The sequence below is a fragment of the Bacillota bacterium genome (assembly GCA_036504675.1).
Lineage (GTDB): Bacteria > Bacillota > Sulfobacillia > JAJYWN01 > JAJZPE01 > DASXUT01.
In genome coordinates, this window is the sequence record DASXUT010000154.1 from 30,029 (window position 1) to 52,366 (window position 22,338).

The following is a 22,338-nucleotide window of genomic DNA, read 5'->3' on the forward strand; positions in this document are numbered from 1 at the left end:
CCTTTAGCACCGGGGATCCTTGCTGTTGCCATTCAGGCCTTGGCCGGGACGAGCTTGGACAGATCGGCCATCCGGGTGGCCAGATTGGAGACGGAACGGAGGAGGTTCAGCCGGTTGTCCCTGACCAGTTCGTCCTCGACCATGACCATCACGGCATCGAAGAAGGCGTCGACCGCCGGGCGCAGTCGGGACAGGCTTCTCAGAAAATCGGCGTAGCGCTCCTCTCTCTCCATGGCCAGGGCCTCGGCGGCGACGTCCTCATAGTCGGCGAGGAGGCGCCTCTCGGCCTCGTGCTGGAAGAGGCCGGGGTCGATGGGCTTGACCGCCGGGGCCTTCCCGGCCAGGTTGGCCGCGCGGGTGAAGGCCGTGACGACGTCGGCGAAGGTCCCTTCGTCGCGGACCTCGGACAGGGCGCGGGCCCGGGCGAGGGCCGCGGTCAGATCGTCGAAGCCGGCCGAGAGGGTCGCCTCGATGACGTCATAGCGCAACCCGGTTTCATCCATCGAGGCCTGCAGCCGCTGACGAAGGAAGTCGAGCAGGGCCGAGCGTCCTTCGGGGGCGGTGACGATCCCCTTCAGGTGGTCGAAGGCCCGGTCGACGAGGCCGCTGAGGGACAGGCGGAGGCCCGCTCCGAGGATGATCGCCACCACGCCCTGGGCCGCCCGGCGCAGTCCGTAGGGGTCCTGCGAGCCGGTGGGGACGATCCCGGTGCCGAAGGCGGCTGAGAGGGTGTCGACCTTGTCGGCCAGGGCCAGGAGGCGCCCGGCCGGCGTGGCCGGGATGTCGTCCCCGGCGAAAGCCGGTCGGTACTGCTCACCGATGGCCGCGGCGACGGCTTCGGGCTCACCGGCCTTGTCGGCGTAGACCCGGCCCATGCGCCCCTGCAGTTCCGGGAACTCCTTGACGACGCTGGTGACGAGATCGGCCTTGGCCAGGTGGGCCGCATGCCTCGCCGTCTCGGCCAGTCCGGCGTCGTCCCCGGCGATGTCCACCACCAGGGCTTCTAGGCGGTGAGTCTTGTCGCCCATGGTCCCCAATCGCTCTTGGAAGGAGACGCCGTCGAGTTCGGCCACCCGGTCCCGGAGGGGCCGGGCAAGGTCCTCTTCGAAGAAGAACTTGCCGTCGGCCAGGCGAGCCCGCAGGACTCTCTCGTTGCCGGCCCGGACGACGTCGATGGCGCAGTCGTCGCCGTTGCGAACGGTGATGAACAAGGGCATCAGGTGGCCCTTGGCGTCCACCACCGGGAAGTAGCGCTGGTGGTGCTTCATCGTGGTGATCAGGATGTCGGCCGGGACGGCCAGGTATTCTTGGTTGAAGCGGCCGAGGAGGGCGGTCGGGTACTCGACCAGGTAGGTCACCTCGTCGAGGAGGGACGGGTCTTCGAGAACCCGCCCGCCGGCCTTTTCCGCCAGTGCCCGGATCTGGGCCAGGATCTGGGTCCGGCGCTCGGCCGGATCGACGACGATCTGAGCCCGGCGGACGACCGGCAGGTACTCGGCGGCATGGCCCACCCGATGCGGCTTGGGACTGAGGAAACGGTGCCCCAGGGTCTCCCGTCCGGAGGAAACCCCGTCGAGGCTGAAGGGGATGAGCCGGTCTTGGTAGAGGGCGAGGAGCCACTTAATCGGCCGGACGAAGCGCAGGTCGTGATCGCCCCAGCGCATCAGCTTGGGCCATTCGAGCTTGGTGATGAAGGCCGGAAAGACCCCCCCGAGGACCTCCTCGGCGGTGCGGCCGAGCTCGGTCTTTAGGGCGAAGACATATTCGCCGCCGGCCACGGTCCGGACGGTCAGGTCGGCCGGGGTGACCCCCTGCGAGCGAGCGAAGCCCTCGGCCGCCTTGGTCGGCCGCCCTTCCGGGTCGTAGGCGGCCTTCCTGGCCGGCCCCTTGACCTCGATGATCCGGTCGTCCTGCCGGGAGGCCACGCCCGAGGCGATCAGGACGAGGCGGCGCGGGGTCCCATAGGCCAGGACGTCGCTTGCGCCCAAACGCGCTTCCTTGAGCAGGGCCCGGCCGCGGGCAGCCAGTTGCTCGAGGGCCGCCGGCATGAAGCGGGCCGGGATCTCTTCGGTGCCGATCTCCAGGACCAGGTCGACCGGACCGCCGAGGGCCTGACGCCCACCGGTATCTTTCTTAGCTGGCATGGGATTCGCCTCCCCTGGGGGACTGGCCGGCCTCGGACCCGTCGACGGCCCCGGACGCCGACCCGGCGCCGCCGAACTTGCCGGTCAGCGGGAAGCCCATCTCTTCGCGGACCTTCAGCCAGGCCTGGGCACACCCCCGGGCGATCGCCCGGATGCGACCGAGGTAGCGGGTGCGCTCGGTGACGCTGATGGCCCCCCTGGCCTCGAGGACGTTGAACGCGTGCGAGCACTTGAGGACGAAGTCGTAGGCCGGCAGGATCAGGCCGTGCTCGAGAACCCGCTTGGCCTCCCGCTCATAGAGGTCGAAGGCGGTGATCAGAGCGCCCACGTCGGCCACTTCGAAGCTGTAGGCCGAGTGCTCATACTCAGCCCTCTTGAAGACGTCGCCGTAAGTCACATCGCCGACCCAGATGATGTCGAAGAGGTTATCCTTGTCCTGCAGGTAGCCGGTGAGCCGTTCCAGCCCGTAGGTTATCTCCGCCGAAACCGGCCGGGCTTCGAACCCACCGACCTGTTGGAAGTAGGTGAACTGGGTGATCTCCATCCCGTCGAGCCAGACCTCCCAGCCCGTGCCGGCCGCCCCGAGGGTCGGGGCTTCCCAGTTGTCCTCGACGAAGCGGATATCGTGCCGCTTGGCATCGATCCCCAGAGCGGCCAGGCTGGCCAGGTAGACCTCTTGGATATCGTCGATGGAGGGTTTGATGATGACCTGGAACTGGTGGTGCTGGTAGAAACGGTTGGGGTTCTCGCCGTAACGGGCGTCGGCCGGACGACGGGAGGGCTCGACATATGCCACCCGCCACGGTTCCGGGCCGAGGGCTCGGAAGAAACTCATCGGGTTCATCGTCCCGGCGCCCTTCTCGACGTCGTATGGCTGCCCCAAGAGACAGCCTCGGTCCTGCCAGAACTGGCTGAGGGTCAGGATGACCTCCTGGAAGGTCAGGGGTTTGTGGGCTCTTGGCATTTCTCTTCCTCCCGACTGGTTGGACCCGCCGCAGACGAAATCCCGTCCTCCGGGCGGCGTAAGACGCTGCCCAGGGACGGGATTAATGTTCCCGCGGTTCCACCCTGGTTGGCCGGCCGGCCGTGGCATCCGCCACGGGCCGATCGGTCCGCTCGCTTCGGCGGAGCTCGTCGAGCGCCTCCCCGATGCCCCGCGCCGGTTCGCACCATCCACCGGCTCTCTTGGGCGGGACGCCCCGGGTACCCCTCTCGGTCATTGCTCCCCTAAACGCTTATTAATCTACCAGATTCCGGGGGGGTTGTCAAAAAAGGCGGCGGAGCGAGGGTGGGTCGCCCGGGGCCTCACGGAATCCAGTAGCTTGTCAGGCGGCCCATGGGCTGCAGCACCTTGCGGATCATCAGCATCCCGGTGTAGTTGCAGAGGGCGAAGACGAAGGCGCCCGGTGGGACGGCGGCCAGCCCCAGTTCGAGAGCCCGCCGGTAATCCGGCTCTCGCCGGATGCGATGGTCCTGGGCGGACGCGTATTTGAGCCTCAGGGCCAGGTCATCGGCCCAGGTACCGGAGACCACGGTCCGCTCGAAGCCGGTCGGCCCCTCGAAGAGGTTCTCGAAGCCGACGTCCCAGATCCAGCCGACGTCGATGCCGCGGACGAGGGGGTCGTTCATGGCCACGATGAGGGCCTTGGGTTGCGGGTGCATGACGATGGCCTTGATCATCTCATTGCAGCCGACGGGGTTCTTGACCATACCGATGAAGACCTTGCGGCCGCGGACCTTGACCACCTCGCCCCGGCCAAAGGCCGGCCGGCAACGCTCCAACCCCAAGCGGGCGACGTTTTCGTCGATGCCGAGGCAGGTCGCCGCGGTCAGGGCGGCCAGGGCGTTGTAGGCGTTGAACAGCCCGGGGAAGGCCAGGGAGACCTCGAGTGGGCCGGCGCCGTGCTCCACGGTGAGCAGCGACCCCTCAGCCCCGCGGGGCTTGATCTTCCGCAGGATGACCGAGGCCGTGGGCCGCCCGTAGCCGCAGCCGGGGCACTGGTAGATGCCGGCATGGGCGAAGTACTCGACCTTGTAGGTCAGGAGGGCACCGCAACGCGGGCAATGCCGGCCCTCAATCAGGTGGCCCTCGGTGTGCCTGTCGCCGAAGCCGTTCTCGGCCCCGAAGAAGCGGACGATCCGGCCCGATTGCGAATCGAGACTGGCCACCAGGGGGTCGTCGGCGTTGAGGACGCAGAAGCCGCCCGGGATCGAGGCCAGCCCGCGCCCGACCTTGGTGACGACGTTCTCGATCTGCCCGTAGCGGTCGACCTGGTCGCGGGAGAAGTTGGTGACCACCAGACCGACGCACTTGAGGTCGTTGGCCACCAGGGGCAGCCATCCCTCATCGACTTCGAAGACGGCGTAGTCGGCCTCGATCCGGCCCAGGCAGTCGGCGGCGTTGACGAAGGCGGCGGCCACGCCATACCGGAGGTTAGCCCCGGACGGGTTGTGGATCACCCGGTAGCCCGCCGTCCTCATGATCGAAGTCAGCATCCTGGCGGTCGTCGTCTTGCCGTTGGTCCCGGTGACCAGGATGCTGCCGCGCTTGACCCTGGCACCGAGGGTCCTCAGGATGGCCGGGTCGATGGTCAGGGCGACCTTCCCGGGCAGGTTGGAACCGCCGCGACCGGCCGCCCGACTCGCGTAGAACGACAGCTTAGCGGAAGCCAAGGCTATCCGCCCGCGGAGACCATAGTGGCTCAAACGGCCGTCTCCCTCCCCAGACATGATCGCCTCGGCCGAAGGGCTAGGGCAAAGGCCGCTATAGTCTATGGGAGGGGCCTGGCAGATGCCAATAGTTGACAGAAGCATGGGACATAAGGGAGTCCGAAGAGGCAGATACACCCCGGGAGTGATTCCCCGGGGTGAAGACGAGCCGGCAACCCGTCGATGGCGGGCCTTGGCGAGAGGGCCAGGTCGGCCTCAGACCGAGCCCGGGTCCCGCACCTCGCGCAGGAAAGCCAGGGTCTTGAGGGGCTTGTCCAGCCGGTGCTGGATGTGCTCGGCCAACATCTGCTCGAGGGCCCTGGCGACGGTCGGAGCCAGCTTGAGGGCGACCGCCTTGCGCAGGTCGGCGGTCAGCAGGAAGCGGGCCGATTCGACGGCCCCGGCCGGGACGGTCAGGGCCGACTCGTCGACGGCCGCGCATTCGGGGCAGAGGACGCCGCCGGCGGCCGGCGAGAAGGCCCGCCGGCCCGCGTCGCCCCCACCGAGTGCCCGCCCGCATCCGGCGCAGCGCTCGAACTCCGGCCGGAAGCCGGTCAGGGACAGCAGCCTCAACTCGAAGAGTCTGGCCGTGACCTCCGGTTCGGCCCCCGCTTGGAGCATGTGGAGGGTCGCCAGGAGGAGGAGGAAGAGGTCCGGGTTGCGGTCACGTTCCCGGGTGAACTCATCGGTCAGCTCGGCCAGGTAGGCCCCGTAGGCCGCCTTGACGAGGTCCTCGCGGATGCCGGTGAAGGGCTCGCGGATCTCGCATTGGCTGAGCCGGTCCAGGCCCCGCCCGCGGAAACAAAGAACAAACCCGTGGATGAAGGGCTGGGTGGCGGCGGCCAGCGGGCTCCGGGCCCGCCGGGCCCCGGCCGCGGACACCTGGACCTTGCCTTCCTCACGGGTGTAGAGGGTCAGCGCTTTGTCCGCCTCGCCGAGGTTGCGCGAGCGGAGGATGATCCCTTCGGTCTTGTAGAGGGACACCGTCAGGAGGGGCCCCGCCGGGCGTCGAACTCCTTGATGATGGCCGCCCCGGCGCTGGCCCCGAGGCGAGTGGCCCCGGCCCCGATCATCGCCAGGGCGTCGTTCAGGGTGCGGATGCCGCCGGCGGCCTTGACCCCGAGGTCGGGGCCGACGGTCTGCCGCATCAGCCGGACGTCTTCGAGGGTGGCCCCGCCGGTCCCGAAGCCGGTCGAGGTCTTGACAAAGTCGGCCCCCGCCCGGACGGCGGCCTGGCAGGCCCGGGCCTTCTCCTCATCGGTCAGGTAACAGGCCTCGATGATCACCTTGACCAGCGGATGCCCGCCTTCCTTCGGGGCGGGACGGGCGGGTCCGGCCGGGCGCTTGGCGAAAGCCTCCCGGCCGGCCTCGACCACGGCCCGGATGTCCCGCTCGACCAGGTCGTCCCGGCCGCCCTTGAGGGCGCCGACGTTGAGGACCATGTCGACCTCGCCGGCCCCGGTCAGGACGGCCTCACCCGCCTCGGCCGCCTTGGTGGCGGTGGTCGTCGCGCCGAGCGGAAAGCCGATCACCGTGCAGACTTCCACCTCGGAGCCCTCCAGGTTGGCCACGGCCAGGGCGACGTGTCCCGGGTTGATGCAGACCGAGGCGAAGCCGTATTCCTTGGCTTCCTCGCAAAGGTTGATGATGTCACGGGCGGTCGCCTGGGCCTTCAACAGGGTGTGGTCGATCATCCGGGCCAGGCTCTTGCGGGTCAACATGCCGGTTCTCCCCCCTGGTTCAAAGGTGGTCGCGCCGGCCGAGGCCGGCGCCCGGTCACTTCTGATCGTAGTACCCCAACATCCGCAAGACCTCCGGGCTGTTCCGCCAATCGCGGTTGACCTTGACCCACAGGTCCAGGTAGACCGGCGACCCCAGGAGGCTCTCCACCTCCTGCCGGGCCTGCTGGCCGATCTCCTTCAGCATCCGCCCGCCTTCGCCGATGATGATCCCCTTCTGGGAATCCCGCTCGACGAAGATGATGGCCTTGATGTAGACCATGTTGTTCGGGCGGGACGACATCTCCTCCACGGCCAGGGCCACCGAATGGGGGACTTCCTCGCGGGTGAGTCGGAGAATCTGTTCCCGCACCAGTTCGGCGACGATGGCCCGCTCCGGCTGGTCGGTGACGACATCTTCGGGGTAGTACCTGGGGCCCTCCTCGAGGTGGTCGATGATCGCCCGCAGGAGGACGTCCAGGTTCGTGCCTTCAGTGGCCGAGATCGGGACGACCGACTTGTACGAGCCCAGTCCGGCGTAACGGTCGGTGGCCCCGGCCAGCTCGCCCTGGTGGAGCAGGTCGATCTTGTTGACCGCCAGGAGGGCCGGGGTCTTGGCCTCGATGATCTTGCGGGCGATGAGGACGTCGCCGGGCCCCAGGGGGGCTTGCGCCTCGACGACGTGGACGATCAGGTCGACCTCGGCCAGGGTTCGCTGGGCCAGGTTGACCATGTACTCGCCGAGCTTGTGCCGCGGCTTGTGGATGCCCGGAGTGTCCAGGAAGATGACCTGATACTCCGGGCCGCTGATGATCCCGAGGATCTTGTTCCGGGTCGTCTGCGGCTTGTCGGAGACGATGGCCAGCTTCTGGCCGGCCATGTGGTTGAGGAGGGTCGACTTGCCGACGTTGGGGCGGCCGATGAGGGCGACGAAGCCCGAGCGGAATCCCTCCGGCTGGTCGGGGATCAGCGGCGTGGGCCGGCTATCTTCGCCCAATGGTCATTTCCCCTCCCTCTCCAAGGAGAACGAGAAGGGCAGGAGTTCACCGAGGGTGATCACGGCTGCCTCCCCCGTGTCGGCGTTGCCCGTGACCACCCGGAGGTCCGGCCGAGCAAACTCGGCCATCACCTGCCGGCAAACCCCGCAGGGGAAGGGGAGCTTGGCCCCACCGCCGGCGACGGCGACGGCGGAGAAGGCACGGTCACCCTCGGAGACGGCCTTGAAGACGGCCGTCCGCTCGGCGCAGTTGGTCGGGCCGTAGGCCGAGTTCTCGACGTTGCAGCCGCCGTAGACCCGCCCCTCCGGGGTGCGGACGGCCGCCCCGACGAGATAGCCGGAATACGGGGCATAGGCGCGGAGGCGATACTCGGCGGCCGTTTCGAAGAGCCGGCGGTCGGCTTCGTTAAGCTGGTCGATCCGGGTCTTCACTTGAACTCCACCTTCGTTTCGGGGGGGATGACTTCGATCCAGGTCGAGCCGGGCACGAGGACGAGCGGGTTGCCCTGCGCATCGGTGAAGACGGTCGGGGCTTCCCGGGCGGTCTTCTTCCACTTGGCCTCGATGGCCACCCCCTTGACGAAGACCTGGGCCCGGCCCTCGCCGACCAGATAGACGTTGATCCTCAGCTTGGGGTCTTTGGGGATGGCCTCGGACTTGACGTACTGGATGATCACGTTGGGCGTGGTCAGCTGCTTCTGGGTCGGCTTATCCACCAGCGGCTGTCCCTTGATGAACCTGGAGTAGAGGCCGGTGGCCGGGTCGTACTTCCAGGAGACGACGTATCCCTCGTAGCCGGCCGGGTAGGGAATGGTCATTTCGGTCGCCGGCGAGCCGGTCGGGGCCAGGGCGGCGTCGCGCTTGAACAGCTCGCGCGGCGCTCCTTCGATGGTCGTCCGGTATTGCTTCTCGGCGGCCGCCGCCATGATCCGCTCGTAGCTGGTATACAGGTTGTTCGGGCTCTTCCGGTCGCCGGCCCGCCACGAGAAGCGGGTTGGGACGTTGAACTCGAGGTTGACGTCGTTGATGTGGAACTTCGGGATCTCCAGCTCGGCCTGCGGGCTCTGGCCGCAGTGGACGTAGATCGCGTCGAGCTCCATGACCAGGTCGAGGAAGTAGTCGCGGGCGCTGCGGACCGGTCCGATTTCGGCCGGTGCCTGGTCGAGGAAGACGGCGAAGTAGCGGGTGATGCCGCCTTCCGCCAGGACCTCGTAGACCAGGCCGGCCTGATCCAGGCCGGACTCCGGGCGGGCGTCGGGGTGATTGTCGACCATCACCGCCACCAAGCGACGCTTGGTCGACTCCTCGGTGGTTTCGAGGCCGGTCAGCGGGGAGTAGAACTTCTTGGGGGGCTCGGGCGTTGGCGCTTCGGGCGTCTTGCGGGCCGCCCAGAAACGACAGGCGGCCACCCCGCCGAGGGAGGCTGAGACGGCGAAGACGGCGATGAGGAACCAGACGAAGCGCTTCGGCGAGTGAGCCATGAGGTGGGGACTCCTTCCCTGTCTCGGGCCGCGGGCTTGGGGGTCAGCCGCGGGCGTTGCCCTTTTCGGGGTTGATCACCCCGCCGGAGATGACCATCTTCATCCCGTCCTCGACACTAAGGCTGGTTTGGACGACCTGCGTCTCCGGGACCAGCATGAGGAAACCGGAGGTCGGGTTGGGGGTGGTGGCGACGAAAACGTTGACCATCTTCTCGCCGCTCTTCTCGTTGACCGACCGAGGCGACTCACCGGTGACGAAAGCCAGGGTGTAGATCCCTTTGCGTGGCCATTCGATCATGACCACCCGTTTGAAGGCCGACTGATTGGGCTTGGCGAAGGCGTCGACGATCTGCTTGATGGTCCCATAGACGGTCCTCACCAGAGGGGTGCGTTGGACCATCAGCTCGATGCCCTTGAGGAGTTGGCGCCCGATCCAGATGTTGGTAAGGAAGCCGGCCAGGATGACGACGGCAATGGTCAGAACGAACCCGAGTCCGGGGATGGGGAAGCCGAACAGACGGATGTTCTGGACCAGGCCTTCGGTGAGGCCGTTGAGGAAGTTGAAGACCACCCGAAGGACATAGATGGTCCCGTAAACCGGCAACAGGACGATGATCCCGGTGATGAGCCAAGCGCGGATTCTCTTCCACATGTTTTTCGGTCTCCCCTCCCGGGGGTGATCCTTCAGCCGTCGCTCCGGACCGGGCGGAACAAGAGGTAGGCCAGGACGATGAAGCCGGCGGCCAGCTCGCCCGCGAAAAATGGCCTTTGGGCCAGCCGACCAAGGACGAGTCGCGGGTCGGGGTTCCTGGCCACGACCACCAAAGCCAAGACGATCAGGGCGAAGAGCGAAGTGATGAGAACCGCCCCGGCCGCGGCATCCTTGGCCAGCCTGGCCAGGGGGCTGGGACCGCCGCCGGCATGGTCCACGGCGGCCTCGACGGCGGTGTTGATGAGTTCGGTCGAGATGACGAGGGTGATCGCCAGAAACACCCAGAGCCAATCGGAGACGAGGAAATCCAGAAAAGAACCGGCGGCCAAGACGAGATAGGCCGCCAGCCAATGCAGCTTCAGGTTGCGCTCACGCCGGGTGGCCGAGGCCACCCCGGCGAGAGCCCAGGCGAAGGAACGGAAGAAGGATCGGCCTTCAGCGGGCCAATCCGAGCCGCCGGAGAACGGCTTCCTGGCGTTCATCCATCTCGCGCTCCTGCTCGTCGGTGTGATGGTCGTGCCCGAGGAGATGGAGCAGGCCGTGCAGGGTGAGGAAAGCCACCTCGCGCTCGAAGGTGTGGCCGTATGTCTCGGCCTGATCGCGGGCGCGCTCGAGGGAGACGACGATGTCCCCGAGGAGGAGGGGGCGGTCCTCGTCCGCCCCCTCAAGCATGGCGAAGGAGAGGACATCGGTGGCGCAGTCGATCTGCCGGTACTCCTTGTTCAACTGGTGAATGTGTTCGTCGTCGACCAGGGCCACGCTGACCTCAACCTGGTCGCGGCGGGCGGGCGACAGCTCCTCAGTCAGGCCGGCCTCGACGGTCGACCTGACCAGACCCTCCAACCGCTCGTCGACCGGCACCTTATCCTGAAGATTGCTTATCAGAACCTCCATTGTCTGGACCCTCCCCGCTGCCTTCGGCCCCATTCGCGCCTTCCTTCCCGCTATCCTTCCCGCTTTCCCGGCCGTTCTTGCCGTTCTTATGGCCCGGGCGCAGGTCGGCCAGGACGTTATCGGGATACTCGATCCGCGGGTGGAAGATGCCGGAAAGGACCCGGACAAATGAGCCGGCGATGGTGTCGAGGTCGCGGAAGGTCAGGCCGGACGAGTTCAGTTGGCCGTCGTCGAGGCGGTCCTTGAGGATCTTCCGGACAAGGGTCTCGATGCGGGCCGGGGTCGGTTTGGCCAGCGAGCGAACCGCCGCCTCGACCGAGTCGGCCAGCATGACGACGGCCCCTTCGCGGGTTTGCGGGCGTGGGCCCTCATAGCGGAAGTCCTCTTCGACGACTTCCTCGGCCCGGCCGTTCTCGGCCGCCCGGGAGAAGAAATAGGACACCAGCGAGTTCCCGTGGTGCTGCCGGATGATGTCGATGATCGGCGGGGGCAGGTGATACCTCTGGGCCAGCTCGACGCCGTCCTTGACGTGGGAGGTGATGATCAGGGTCGAGAGGGTCGGCGAAATCTTGTCATGCGGGTTCTCCAACCCGAACTGGTTGTCGATGAAGAAGTATGGGCGCTTGGTCTTGCCGACATCGTGGTAGTAGGCGCCGACCCTGGCCAGCAGCGGATCCCCACCGGTGGCCTCGGTGGCCGCCTCGGCCAGGTTGGCCACCATGATGCTGTGGTGGTAGGTCCCCGGGGCCTCGACCAGCAGCTTCTGGAGGAGGGGCTGCCCGGGATTGGACAGCTCGAGGAGCTTGACCGCGGTGATGACGCCGAAGAAGCTCTCGAAGAAGGGCAGCGAGCCGATGGTCAGGATCGAGGCGATCAGCCCGTTGACCATCCCCCAGAGGTAGGTACGCCAGGTCTCGATCTCATAGAGGGAGTGGGCGCCCATCAACGACAGGGCCAGGATCCCCGACAGGTTGGCCAGGCCGACCAGAAAGCCGGCCCGCATCACGTCGGAGCGCTGACCGACCCGGGCCACTGAGAAGACGCCGGTCAGACCGCCGAGGGCGGCGACGACGGCGTAGCGCAAGTCGTTGGCGTTGACCAGCCCGGTGATCACGGCGAGGACGATGGCGAAGACCACGGCCACCTGCCGGTCGACCAGGATGGCGACGAGCATCGTCCCGAAGGCCACCGGGGCGAGGTAGCCCGAGACGGTGTTGACCGCCCCGGCGAGAAAGGCCGTGACGACGATGATGATCCCGAGCATCATCATCGCCGACTCGTCTTCCCAGGCCTTGCGGGCCATGGCGTAGAGGTAGAGGCCGATGGCGGCCATCAGGATGGCGGCCATCATCGCCGAACCGACGTAGTAACTCAGGTCGAAGCCCTGCCGGAGGACGCCGAGGTCCTGGAGGATGACCAGGTCCTCCTGAGTGACGATGGTGCCATCATGGACGACCCGCTCCCCGCGGAGGATCCTGACCGGCTCGACCGAATCCATCGCTTCCTGCCGCCGCAGCCGGGTCTCGTTCTCATTGAGGGCCATGTTCGGCCGGAGCACCATCTTGGCCAGTTCGGAAACGAAGAGCCGATCGGTCGCGGGCAGCTGTAGGGCGGCGACCTCGTTGTCGGCCTGTCGTTTGGCGGTATCCAGGGTGTCTTCCTTGATCCCCACCTGCATCACCCGGCCGAGGACGTCGCTGGTCCACTTCTCCAGGTTGGCCAGGTTGGCCGGCGAGGTCTTGAGCGCCTGGCTCAGCGTGGCGTCGTCGACGTTGGCGTTGATCTCCGCCCGGAGCTTGTCCAGGCGTTGCTGGGCGGTGAGGGCGGTGTCCGCCCTGAGTTCCCCGATCCTGGCGAACAGCCGGACCACGTCGTTCTTGGCCGCCGCGGCGACCGCCGGGTTGAGCTCATAAACGTCGGGGACGGTGTCCGCCTTCTGCTGCCGCTGCTTGTCCGTCTCCGGCCGGTTGACGATCGCCCTGGGGGCGTCGATGTCTCGCGGCGCCGGTTGCCCGACCTGCAGGGAAACCTTCTCCGGCCGAGCGTGGCCGGCGATGATCACGGTCAGGAGGATAAAGAAGATAACCGCCCAAACGATGCGCCGCTGGGCGGGGTCCGGTAACAGTCGATCGTTCAGGACACGTCGCCATTTCTTGCCGAGGTCATCGAAGGAAGCCAACCGCTTCAGCTCGTTTCTCCCTTAGTTCGACCGGAATCAGGCCCGATCCGGCTCCCCGCTCCGGACGGGCTCGTCCTTGCGCAGTCTATCGAAGACTTCATAGGCTTTGATGATCTTCTGAACCAGCTCATGGCGGACGACGTCGCGGTCGCTGAGGTAGACGAAGGCGATGCCATCGACCCCTTTGAGGACCACCCGGACTTCCTCGAGCCCGGAGAACTTCCCGCGCGGCAGGTCGACCTGAGTGATGTCGCCGGTGACCACGGCCCGGGAGCCGAAGCCAAGCCGGGTCAGGAACATCTTCATCTGCTCCGGGGTCGTATTCTGGGCCTCGTCGAGGATGATGAAGGAGTCGTCCAGCGTCCGGCCGCGCATGTAGGCCAGCGGGGCGACTTCAATCATCCCGCGCTCCATGTACTTCTGAAAGGTGTCCAAGCCGAGGATGTCATAGAGGGCGTCATAGAGGGGCCGCAGGTAAGGGTCGACCTTCTCCTGCAGGTCTCCGGGGAGGAAGCCGAGCTTCTCGCCGGCCTCCACGGCCGGACGGGTGAGGATGATCCGGTTGACTTCTTTGTTCTTGAAGGCCTGGATGGCCGCGGCCATGGCCAGGTAGGTCTTGCCCGTGCCGGCCGGCCCGATCCCGAAGGCCAGGCCGTTGTGGCGGATGGCCTCGATATACTCCTTCTGGCCCAGGGTCTTGGGCTTGATCGGCTTGCCTCGCGTGGTCATGCAGACCACGTCGGAGAAAACATCGCCCAGGTCGGCGTCGTTCCCCTCCTGGGCAAGGCGGATGGCGTACCTGACCTCCCGACCGGAGACGTTCACCCCGGAGCGGAGCAGGTCAAGGAGTTGTCGCAAAAGGGTCGAGACCTTTTCAACGTCCTCGGTCGCCCCGGTGACGACGATTTCGTTCCCCCGGCTGACGATCTTCGCCGGGAAGCCTTCCTCGACCATCTTCAGGTTCTGGTCGAACCGGCCGAACAGGTTCTGGGCCTCGTCGTTACTGAGGATGGGGATCCTGGTCTCGGTCTCTATGTTCTCCAAGACTGGTTTTAGCGACCTCCTAGGCCAGCGATGGCTTGGGCCCCGAAAGGCCGTCTCGCTGGTTACCGGTCAGGGGACGATGGCCTCCGCCCGTCCGATTTCCTCGAGGGTCTCGATGGTCACGCCGACGGAGACCTTGCCTTCGCCGGCCGCGATCACCGGCCGGACGTCGATGATCCTGACTCCCGGTGGGATTCTGGTCATCGCCTGGACGGTAGCGCTCTCCTTGGCCTCCTGTTCGGCAACCTCGGGCGCGACGGTCTCTTCGCCCGTCGTGACCTCGTGAAAGGTTATCCAAGTCAGTTCGACAGGGATCTGGATATTCCTCCAGATGGGCACGGAGCGGTGGGTTTCGGTCCGATCGTAGTCCTGGAAGGGCACGTCGTTCTGGCCTTTGACTATTATTTCCTGCTGGCCGATTTTGATGAGGACCCGGGTCCGGGCGCGGCCGGTCCGGAGGCGGATTACCCTGGTCAGGAAGGCCTCCGCCTGCCCGTGGTACCAGACCCTGGCCCGGATGATCCCGGCGGCATGGACCAACCGGGTCAGAGGGGGGAGCCCCCCCGGTAGCTTGTGCGGCTCGACCAGGCCTAGTTGCTCTTCGGCGGACAGGCCGATGAGGCCGGAGATGAGGATCTGGCCGGCGGTCACGGTCTGCCCCCGGCCGACCAGCGGGACCCCCTTGAGGGCCAGCACTTCCTCGACCAACCCGTCCTTGTTGGCGACGACATGGGCGGGGGGCGTCGCCGGGGCCTCGGCCGGCGGGAGGGCCTTCTCGGCGACGGCCAGGACGGCGCGGGTGCCGTGGATCTCCAGGGCCGCCCAGGAGATCTCGCGGACCTCCAGGACGAGCCCGGTCTCGACGACATGGAAGTCGACCGATCGCTTGAGGACCCCAGGCTTGAGCCCGAGTCTGGCCGCGGCCTGGGTGACCACGTCCAGCGGCAGGGTCTCCAGGCCGGTCACCTCGACGCTCCAGACGAAGGACGACAGGGCGAAGAGACCGACGAGAAACAAAAAAACGCCCACCACCAGGCCCTGGCGATTAAGGACGCGGCGGGCCGAGAAAGGAAGGCCGTGCCGGTCCTCGATGTGGACCAGGACCCGCCCCTTGCGGGCTAGGTGGTGCAGGTCCGCGAAGTTACGGGCCGGAACCTTCATCCACAGGACGTGACGCCCGGCGACGACCTGCCACACTGGAATTCCGGCCTGGACGGCCAGGTTGACCAGCCGCTCCGGACTCTGACCCTCGACCCGGATCGTCAGGTAGCCGATGAGATAGGCAATGACCCTGAAGACGACCATCGCCGACCTCCCCGCCGCCCTGACTAGACCCGGTACTCCAGACCGGTGATCCGGCCGAGGACGATCATCTCCTCGGTCCCGACGCTGCCGATGACCAGGCCTTCGCCGGTCAGGACGAGCTGGCCGGTCTCCAGGCCGACCCTGACCCGGCCGGGGGAATACTCGACCAGGCCCCGGTGGTTCTCCACGACCGCCTGGAGGTTGCCCACCAGGACCACCCGGGGGAGGTCGAGGATGACGTCGCTGGGGAGTTCCAGCAGGTTGGCGAGTTTTTGGCGGAGACGGCGGCTGCGGACGCGGTAGCGGGTCATCCGTTCCTCGATGGCCCGATTCGGCCACGGCCGCCGGCGGTCCTCGGACATCTTCCTACCCCCGCGTGGCGGTTCTCTAGAGCCTATGCCGGGCTGGGCGGCCGCATGACCGGACCGGCCGTCAGCCGTCGCGGGGCCCCCGTCTGTCGTCACGGGTCGTCTCGACAGACGACAAGAAAAAGGCTCATCTCGGTTTTCGACCCCGGATGAGCCCGCTGGTTCATCGCTTCAAGGGGCGCCCTCGCCGCCCCGGCACCTCACCCGAGGGTCTCGCGGACGATCTGGTTGACCAGCTTGCCGTCGGCCCGGCCCTTGACCTTCGGCATCAGGGCGCCCATGACCTTGCCGATGTCCTTGGCCTCCTTCGCCGCGACCTGGGCGATGATCTCCACGACCAGGCTCCTGATCTCGTCGGGGGTCATCTGCTGAGGCATGTACCCGAGGACGATGGCGATCTCTCGTTCGAGGGCGGCCACGGTCTCCGGGCGCTCGGCCTTCTGGTACTCGACGATGGCGTCGCGCCGCTGCTTGACTTCGCGGGCGAGGACCTCGAGGACCTCCTCGTCGGAGAGTTCGTGGCCGCGGTCGATCTCGGCGTTCTTGATCGCCGCCCGGGCCAGTCGGATGACCGACAGTCTTTCCTTGCCTTCCTCGCGGGCCTTCATCGCCGACTTCATGTCCTCGTTGAGCCTTTCTTTCAAGGTCACCGTCGACGCCTCCCTTGCAGGATGCTGAGTTGCCATAATAAAAGCTGGGCCCTCATCGGACCCAGCCGTTACTTGCATTACTTATACCGGCGCTTCCGCGCCGCTTCGGACTTCTTCTTCCGCTTGACGCTAGGCTTCTCGTAGTGCTCGCGCCGGCGCGCCTCAGAGATGACGCCGGCCTTCTGGCATTGGCGCTTGAAACGACGGAGGGCACTCTCCAAAGATTCGTTTTTGCCGAGCTTGACTTCCATGAATATCCCTCCCCTCGTCCAAGTAAGGGTGGGCCCGATCGGCCGCACAGGAAAACTTAACCGGCCCGCGGTGGCTCTTCTCTTCGCAGGCACGCAGAAAGATTATACTATGACCGTTTTTGTTATGTCAATCAATAATCGGGGTGGCAAAAGACTGCTTGTCTAGCCCGGCGGCCAGGCCAAGGCCCGCCCGCCGAGGATATGAAAATGCAGGTGATGGATGGTCTGCCCGGCGTCGGGGCCGTAATTGACGACGACCCGATAGCCGCCGGGAACCAACTTCTCCTTCTTCGCCACCGCGTTGATGACGTCGAAGATGTGCCCGAGGAGATCGGCGTCGTGCTCGGCCAGGTCCCGGACGGAAGCGATGTGTTCCTTGGGGATGACCAGGAAATGTACGGGGGCTCCGGGATTGATGTCCTTGAAGGCCCTGACGTGGTCGTCCTCGTACAGGGTGTCGCTGGGGATCTGGCCGGCGGCGAGCTTGCAGAAAAGGCAGTCTTCCATGTTGTCACCCGTTCTTGGCGGACTTGGCCCCGGTCTTCAAGCTAGAGTATCGGAAGGTGCCGCTCCAATTATTCGATTCTCGGCGGAAAATCCCTTTCTTGGCAAGGAGCTACAAGTGACCGTCATCGCCCACCACCGTCACCGCCCGCGGCGATGCGACCTCCTCGGGGCTCAGGAGCGGGGGCTCACGAGCGGCGGGCAGCCGCGGTCGTGGTGGATGCAGTCGTGGCAGCCGGCGCAGTACCTGATGTCGTTCTCCAGGCCGGCGGCGGCCTTGCGGACCCAGAGCGGGTCGGCCAGCAGGGCGCGGCCGATGGCGACCAGGTCGGCCACCCCGTCTTCGATGATCTGCCGAGCCGTCTCCGGACGGAGCACCCGCCCGACGGCGGTCACCGGCGTCTCCAGTTCGTTGATCCGCAGGACCTGCTTGACTCCCTTGGCGAGGAGCGCCGTCGAACTCAGGGTCGCCCCGGTCGGCTCGGGCGGGGCCGTGCCCCCGGGAAAGCCCGCCGAGACGTGGATGAAGTCCGCTCCGCGTTCGGCGAGGGAGCGGGCGATGACGGCGCCGGCGGAGGCCCGGTTGCCGCCGGCGACATACTCGTCGGCGCTGATCCTCACCCCCACCGGCAGGCCCGAGCCGGCGGCCCGTTTGACGGCGGCCAGGACCTCCAGGGGGAAGCGCATCCGCCCGACGAAGTCGCCGCCGTAGTCGTCTTCCCGGTAGTTGGCGAAGGGGGAGAGGAATTGGTTGATGAGGAAGCCATGGGCGGCGTGGATCTCGATGGCGTCGGCGCCGGCGGCGGCCGCCCGCCCGGCGGCCGAGGCGAAGGCCTCGACCAGGGCCCGGATTTCGGGGATGTCCAGCTCCCTGGGCCTCGAGAGGGGCAGGGTCGGCGAGGGGATCGGTGACGGGGCCACCAGGCCCATCCCCGACCGGGCGAGGAATCCCGATTGCCGCCCGGCGTGGTTCAATTGGATCGAGACCTTGGCCCCCGCGTTGTGGATCCGCTCGACCAGGTAATGGATGCCGTCCTGGAGATCATCGGACCACAGGCCGAGCTCGTTGGGGCTGAGCCGACCGTCGCGGGCCACCGCCGTGGCTTCCAGGGTGATCAGGCCCGGACCCCCGTCGGCGTGCTCCCCGTAGTAGCCGATCACCCTGAGGGTGACCTCACCCTCCTCGGAGGCGTAGTCGCTGACCATCGGGGCCATGACGATGCGGTTCTTGAGCCTCAGGCCACACCATTGGAGGGGTTCGAAGAGGGACGACGCTAAGACCACCTCGGCGGCCACCTCGCAGGATCCTCAGCCGTCGTTCACCGGTCGGCGGAGGCTTGATCGGCTATGGTCTTGAGCCGCTCGAAGGCGGCGAGCTTGTCGGCGAAGGGGATGGCGCTGCGGCCGCGCGGGCAGGGGACCGCCTTGTCTTTCTGCGGTTGACACCTTTGGCCCTGCCTCCCGGCGGGAAAGAATAGGACGAGACCTGGAAGAGAGGGGGATCATCGTGGACCAACTGAAGCTCGACGTCCGGGCCCGCTGGCAAGGCAAGGCCAAGACCGCAGTGCATATCCGGGACTTCCCGCCCCTGTACATGGACGAGCCGCCGGCGATGGGCGGAGGCAACGCCGGGCCCAGCCCGATGGAGTACGTCCTGGCGGCCCTCTGCGGCTGCACGGCGATCATCCTGAGGATGGTCGCCGGGGAAATCGGGGTGGCCATCGAGTCACTGGAACTAGCCGCCGAGGGGACCATCGACCCCCGCGGCCTTAAGGGCGATCCGAAGGTCATCGAGCACTTCCAGAAGATCGCCGAGACGGTCAGATTGACCACCGACGCCTCCCCCGAGCTTCTCGAACGGCTCAAGGAGGAGTGGGTCGACCGCTGCCCGGCCTATAACCTGGTGAAGGACGCCGGCATCGACCTGACCGTGGACTGGGAGATCCACCGGCCGTGACGGGCCGCGGACCCGTCGGGGGGCTCGTCCGCCTCGACGCCACATGAAGCGGCCCGGCAACGATAGGAGAAGACTTCGACCACGGCCCCGGCCGCCCGCCTCAGGGCGCGTCCGAAGCCGGGGTCGGTCGCGTCGTTGGGGGCGAATGCCGGTCATTCCGACCGGTAGACGGTCTCGTTGCGGTTCTTGTCGGCATGCCGCTCGATGGCCAGAGCGATCAAGCGGTTGATCAGCTCCCCGTACGGTAGGCCGCTGGCCTCCCAAAGCTTCGGGTACATGCTGATCTTGGTGAAGCCGGGAATGGTGTTGAGCTCATTAAGGTAGATCCGGTCGGTGCCTCTTTCAACGAAGAAGTCGACCCGAGCCATCCCGGCACAATCGATGGCTTTGAAAGCCTCGACGGCAAGTCGCCTGACCTCGGCGGCCGTCTCCGGCCGCAGGTCGGCCGGGATCCGCAACTGCGAACGTTCATCCACGTACTTGGCGGCGTAGTCGTAAAACTCGTTGCAGGGAACGATCTCGCCCGGCACGGAGGCCTCCGGGTGGTCGTTTCCGAGGACGCTGCACTCGATCTCCCGGGCGTCGACGGCGTCCTCGACCAGGATCCTCCGGTCGTAGCGGACCGCCAGGTCCATGCCGGCTCGAAGTTCATCGCGGTCGTGGGCTTTGCTGATCCCCACGCTCGAGCCGAGGTTGGCCGGCTTGATGAAGACCGGGAAGCCGAACTTGACCTCGATCTCCCGGGCCACGGCGTCACGCCGCTCCTCCCAGTCGCGCCGGAGGATCAAGAGGTAGTCGACCACCGGCAGACCACGCTGTTGCCAGACGGCCTTGGCCATGGCCTTGTCCATGCCCACCGAGGAGGCCAGGACACCGGCCCCGACGTACGGGATGTTGGCCATCTCCAGAAGGCCCTGGACCGTCCCGTCCTCACCGTAAGTCCCGTGGAGGACCGGGAAGACGACGTCGATGGCCTCCGGCCGACCGGGCCCGGGGCCGGCCGCCCCGGAGTCCGCTGCTTCCGGCAACTTGATCAGGCCGGGCGAACCCGGGTCGGGGAGGATCGCCAGGGGCGTCCCGGGGGATCCCTCAATGCCCGATTTCAGGGCCTTCATCGAGTCACCGGAAAGGAGCCACTGCCCGGAATGGGCGATCCCGATCGGAACGACCTCGTATTTGTCCTTGTCGATGGCGCCGATGACGTTGGAGGCCGACATCAGAGAGACCTCATGCTCCCCCGAGCGGCCTCCAAAGATGACGCCGACCCTTAACTTCCTGGTCAAAGCCCTACCTCCCGTTTAACCGGCAAAAAGCAGTACTAGGCTATTCAACGAAAAATTGGCTTATCCCTGTCCAGCCGGGCTGGACAGGGCTGGCAAATTCAGGTCCGACGGGGCCGAGCCCGGAAAAAGAAGACGCCCCTTGGGTCGAGGGCGTTCTGTGAAGGGCATCCTCGCCGGGGCGTCAAGCCACATCCTTATCCAGGGCAGGACGAGTCAGATTGAGCGTTGGAAGGGGTCCCGGGTGCCTCAGAGTTTGAAGCGGCCGACCAACGCCTGCATCCCCATGGCCATCTCGGCCAGGGAACGGCGACGGTCTCGTCGACGGTCGAGAAGATCAGATCGAGCGCCTCTCCGGCCTTGCCGGCCAGCTCCACGCCACGTTCGACGTCTCCCGTGCCGAACACATGGCCTTGACCGCACGCGCGGTCCCCTGCTGCATGCCGCCGACCAGGTCGCCGATCTCGCGGGTCGCCCGTGAAGAGCGCTCGGCGAGCTTGCGGACTTCCTCGGCGACTACGGCGAAGCCCTTCCCAGCAATCAAGGAGGTTCGACCGTCGTGTTCCAAGTCCTAGGCCTGGTCCACGGGGCCCCCGGTGGCTCGTCCGGCGGCTTCCCCCGGCCCGGTCAGGCCGGTGAGTTCGACCCGGACCAGACGACCGCGCCACTCGGGAGGACCGTCGAAGGCCACCCTGACGTAATTATCGGCCAGACCTTCGAGCACCGCGGGAAGCGGGTCGGCCCGCCGGCCCTCGCCCCCGTCCTCTTCGACCAGTACTTCGGCCACCGAGCCGAGCTGGGAAGAGACGAAGGCGCGCCCCATCTCTTCACCCAGGGCGATTAGGCGGGCGCTCCGGGCGGCCTTGACCGCCGAGCCGACCTGACCGGGTAGGCCGGCCGCGGGGGTCCCTCGCCGGCGGGAGTACTTGAAAACATGGAGGCGCGAGAAACCCATCGACCGGGCGAAGCCGTAGCTCTCCGCGAAGTCCTCCTCGGACTCGCCGGGGAAGCCGACCATGATGTCGGTACTGACGGCCAGCCCGGGCACACGGCCCCGAGCCCCGTCGATGACCCGGCGGTAGTCGTCCGGCGAGTACTGCCGGTTCATCGCCCGGAGGGTCCGAGCGCAGCCGCTCTGCAGGGGGACGTGGAGGTGGCGGCAGAGGAGGCCGTCGCCAATCAAGTCGACCAGCCCCGGGGTTATCTCCATCGGCTCGATGGAACTCAGCCTGACCCTGGCCAGACCGGGCAGACCGGCCAGACGGCCGACCACCCCGGCCAGATCGACGTCGCCCAGGTCACGGCCGTAGGCGCCGAGGTGGATACCGGTCAGGACGACCTCCTTGAACCCGGCCGCGGCCAGACGCCCCACCTCGGCCACGACGTCCTCGGGGCGACGGCTGCGGATCGGGCCGCGGGCATATGGGATGATGCAATACGAGCAGTACTGCTCGCAGCCTTCCTGGATCTTGACGGTGGCCCGCGTGCGCCCGTGGAAGCCCTCGATGGGAATCTCTTCGTAGCGCCAGGGCCTGACCCCGTCCTCGGCCCCGGCCGGAGCCGGCGGCGCCGCCCCCGCCGCCTCCCCGGCCCGAGCCTGCTCGACCAGGTCGACCAGGCGGTCACGGTCGCGGGTGCCGACGACCACGTCGACCCCCGGGATGTCGATCACCTCGCCCGGCTCGGTCTCGGGGTAACAGCCGACCACGGCGACAATGGCCGCCGGATGGTCCCGGGCGACCCGGTGGATCAGTTGACGGGACTTGGCCGCCGCCCGGCCGGTGACCACGCAGGTGTTGACGACGTAGACGTCGGCCTCCTCGGGCGACGGCACGGCGTCATAGCCGGCCCGGGTGAACAGGCTGAGGAGGGCTTCGCTGTCATACTGGTTGACCTTGCAGCCGAGGGTGGTGATGGCCACCCGCGGCCGCCGCCCGTCTCTGGGCTCGCTCATCACTCGACCTCGTCCATACCGGGCAGCCCGCCGGACGGCCGGCCGCTCGGCCGGCGCCCCAGGTCGCCCAACTCGTAGAGGACCATGGTCAGGGCGGCCACGGCCGCCGTGTCGGTGCGGAGGATGCGCGGTCCCAGGCTCACCGGCTTGATTCCACAGCGGTCGGCGGCGGCCACCTCGGCCGCGGTCAG

Annotated in this window: 24 protein-coding genes and 1 pseudogene; 1 reads left to right on the forward strand and 24 read right to left on the reverse strand. The window is 67.0% G+C overall.

Going from position 1 to position 22,338, the window contains the following annotated elements:
- Nucleotides 1-32: 32 nt before the first annotated feature.
- The 19 genes from glyS to VGL40_11970 form a co-directional block, all read right to left on the reverse strand.
- Nucleotides 33-2,144, reverse strand: coding sequence for a glycine--tRNA ligase subunit beta (glyS, locus tag VGL40_11880; GenBank protein HEY3315961.1), 2,112 nt, complete (start codon nucleotides 2,142-2,144; stop codon nucleotides 33-35).
- Entirely contained in the window at nucleotides 2,134-3,087 is a 954-nt protein-coding gene (gene glyQ, locus VGL40_11885) for a glycine--tRNA ligase subunit alpha (GenBank protein HEY3315962.1), read from the reverse strand. The genes glyS and glyQ overlap by 11 nt, the downstream gene beginning before the upstream one ends.
- A 362-nt stretch (nucleotides 3,088-3,449) precedes the next feature.
- The gene (locus tag VGL40_11890) at nucleotides 3,450-4,850 is read right to left on the reverse strand and encodes a MurT ligase domain-containing protein (GenBank protein HEY3315963.1); all 1,401 of its coding nucleotides are present in this window, start codon (nucleotides 4,848-4,850) and stop codon (nucleotides 3,450-3,452) included.
- Between the two features lie 219 nt (nucleotides 4,851-5,069).
- Nucleotides 5,070-5,837 carry a DNA repair protein RecO gene (gene recO / locus VGL40_11895; protein ID HEY3315964.1) on the reverse strand — a complete coding sequence of 256 codons (768 nt, stop codon included), beginning with the start codon at nucleotides 5,835-5,837 and terminating at the stop codon, nucleotides 5,070-5,072.
- A 2-nt stretch (nucleotides 5,838-5,839) separates the two neighbouring features.
- Entirely contained in the window at nucleotides 5,840-6,574 is a 735-nt protein-coding gene (gene deoC / locus VGL40_11900; protein ID HEY3315965.1) for a deoxyribose-phosphate aldolase, read from the reverse strand.
- 55 nt (nucleotides 6,575-6,629) lie between these two features.
- Nucleotides 6,630-7,568, reverse strand: coding sequence for a GTPase Era (gene era / locus VGL40_11905; GenBank protein HEY3315966.1), 939 nt, complete (start codon nucleotides 7,566-7,568; stop codon nucleotides 6,630-6,632).
- A 3-nt stretch (nucleotides 7,569-7,571) separates the two neighbouring features.
- A complete protein-coding gene (locus VGL40_11910; protein ID HEY3315967.1) occupies nucleotides 7,572-8,000 on the reverse strand; it encodes a cytidine deaminase in 429 nt (142 codons plus the stop codon).
- The gene (locus tag VGL40_11915; protein ID HEY3315968.1) at nucleotides 7,997-9,049 is read right to left on the reverse strand and encodes a DUF3048 domain-containing protein; all 1,053 of its coding nucleotides are present in this window, start codon (nucleotides 9,047-9,049) and stop codon (nucleotides 7,997-7,999) included. Before VGL40_11915 ends, VGL40_11910 begins: the two co-directional genes overlap by 4 nt.
- Nucleotides 9,050-9,092: 43 nt before the next feature.
- On the reverse strand, nucleotides 9,093-9,701 hold the full coding sequence (locus VGL40_11920) for a DUF502 domain-containing protein (GenBank protein HEY3315969.1): 609 nt from the start codon (nucleotides 9,699-9,701) through the stop codon (nucleotides 9,093-9,095).
- 32 nt (nucleotides 9,702-9,733) lie between these two features.
- Entirely contained in the window at nucleotides 9,734-10,243 is a 510-nt protein-coding gene (locus VGL40_11925; protein ID HEY3315970.1) for a diacylglycerol kinase family protein, read from the reverse strand.
- Nucleotides 10,197-10,655, reverse strand: a complete 459-nt coding sequence (gene ybeY, locus VGL40_11930) for an rRNA maturation RNase YbeY (protein ID HEY3315971.1) — start codon at nucleotides 10,653-10,655, stop codon at nucleotides 10,197-10,199. Before ybeY ends, VGL40_11925 begins: the two co-directional genes overlap by 47 nt.
- A complete protein-coding gene (locus VGL40_11935) occupies nucleotides 10,624-12,834 on the reverse strand; it encodes an HDIG domain-containing protein (protein ID HEY3315972.1) in 2,211 nt (736 codons plus the stop codon). The genes ybeY and VGL40_11935 overlap by 32 nt, the downstream gene beginning before the upstream one ends.
- Before the next feature lie 36 nt (nucleotides 12,835-12,870).
- Nucleotides 12,871-13,869 (reverse strand): PhoH family protein, encoded by a 999-nt coding sequence (locus VGL40_11940; GenBank protein HEY3315973.1) that lies wholly within the window; start codon nucleotides 13,867-13,869, stop codon nucleotides 12,871-12,873.
- Between the two features lie 78 nt (nucleotides 13,870-13,947).
- Nucleotides 13,948-15,183 carry a sporulation protein YqfD gene (gene yqfD / locus VGL40_11945; protein ID HEY3315974.1) on the reverse strand — a complete coding sequence of 412 codons (1,236 nt, stop codon included), beginning with the start codon at nucleotides 15,181-15,183 and terminating at the stop codon, nucleotides 13,948-13,950.
- A gap of 23 nt (nucleotides 15,184-15,206) precedes the next feature.
- On the reverse strand, nucleotides 15,207-15,545 hold the full coding sequence (gene yqfC, locus VGL40_11950) for a sporulation protein YqfC (GenBank protein ID HEY3315975.1): 339 nt from the start codon (nucleotides 15,543-15,545) through the stop codon (nucleotides 15,207-15,209).
- Nucleotides 15,546-15,751: 206 nt separating this feature from the next.
- Complete coding sequence (locus tag VGL40_11955; protein ID HEY3315976.1) at nucleotides 15,752-16,201, reverse strand: GatB/YqeY domain-containing protein; 450 nt, start codon at nucleotides 16,199-16,201, stop codon at nucleotides 15,752-15,754.
- Between the two features lie 77 nt (nucleotides 16,202-16,278).
- The gene (gene rpsU / locus VGL40_11960) at nucleotides 16,279-16,452 is read right to left on the reverse strand and encodes a 30S ribosomal protein S21 (protein ID HEY3315977.1); all 174 of its coding nucleotides are present in this window, start codon (nucleotides 16,450-16,452) and stop codon (nucleotides 16,279-16,281) included.
- Nucleotides 16,453-16,614: 162 nt separating this feature from the next.
- A complete protein-coding gene (locus VGL40_11965) occupies nucleotides 16,615-16,959 on the reverse strand; it encodes a histidine triad nucleotide-binding protein (GenBank protein ID HEY3315978.1) in 345 nt (114 codons plus the stop codon).
- A gap of 171 nt (nucleotides 16,960-17,130) precedes the next feature.
- The gene (locus VGL40_11970; protein HEY3315979.1) at nucleotides 17,131-18,240 is read right to left on the reverse strand and encodes a hypothetical protein; all 1,110 of its coding nucleotides are present in this window, start codon (nucleotides 18,238-18,240) and stop codon (nucleotides 17,131-17,133) included.
- 223 nt (nucleotides 18,241-18,463) lie between these two features.
- On the opposite strand from VGL40_11970, the gene VGL40_11975 reads away from it, so the two are divergent.
- Nucleotides 18,464-18,913 carry an OsmC family protein gene (locus tag VGL40_11975; GenBank protein HEY3315980.1) on the forward strand — a complete coding sequence of 150 codons (450 nt, stop codon included), beginning with the start codon at nucleotides 18,464-18,466 and terminating at the stop codon, nucleotides 18,911-18,913.
- Here VGL40_11975 and VGL40_11980 read toward each other — a convergent pair.
- From VGL40_11980 to VGL40_12000, 5 genes and pseudogenes are all read right to left on the reverse strand, one after another.
- A pseudogene (locus VGL40_11980) lies at nucleotides 18,850-19,050 on the reverse strand (hypothetical protein). The gene VGL40_11975 and the pseudogene VGL40_11980 sit on opposite strands and share 64 nt — an antisense overlap.
- Nucleotides 19,051-19,065: 15 nt before the next feature.
- Entirely contained in the window at nucleotides 19,066-20,196 is a 1,131-nt protein-coding gene (locus VGL40_11985; protein ID HEY3315981.1) for a D-alanine--D-alanine ligase family protein, read from the reverse strand.
- A gap of 334 nt (nucleotides 20,197-20,530) precedes the next feature.
- On the reverse strand, nucleotides 20,531-20,737 hold the full coding sequence (locus VGL40_11990) for a methyl-accepting chemotaxis protein (GenBank protein HEY3315982.1): 207 nt from the start codon (nucleotides 20,735-20,737) through the stop codon (nucleotides 20,531-20,533).
- A 27-nt stretch (nucleotides 20,738-20,764) separates the two neighbouring features.
- On the reverse strand, nucleotides 20,765-22,147 hold the full coding sequence (gene mtaB, locus VGL40_11995; GenBank protein ID HEY3315983.1) for a tRNA (N(6)-L-threonylcarbamoyladenosine(37)-C(2))-methylthiotransferase MtaB: 1,383 nt from the start codon (nucleotides 22,145-22,147) through the stop codon (nucleotides 20,765-20,767).
- A partial coding sequence (locus VGL40_12000; protein HEY3315984.1) for a 16S rRNA (uracil(1498)-N(3))-methyltransferase occupies nucleotides 22,147-22,338 on the reverse strand: 192 nt, incomplete at its 5' end. The genes VGL40_12000 and mtaB, both read right to left, overlap by 1 nt.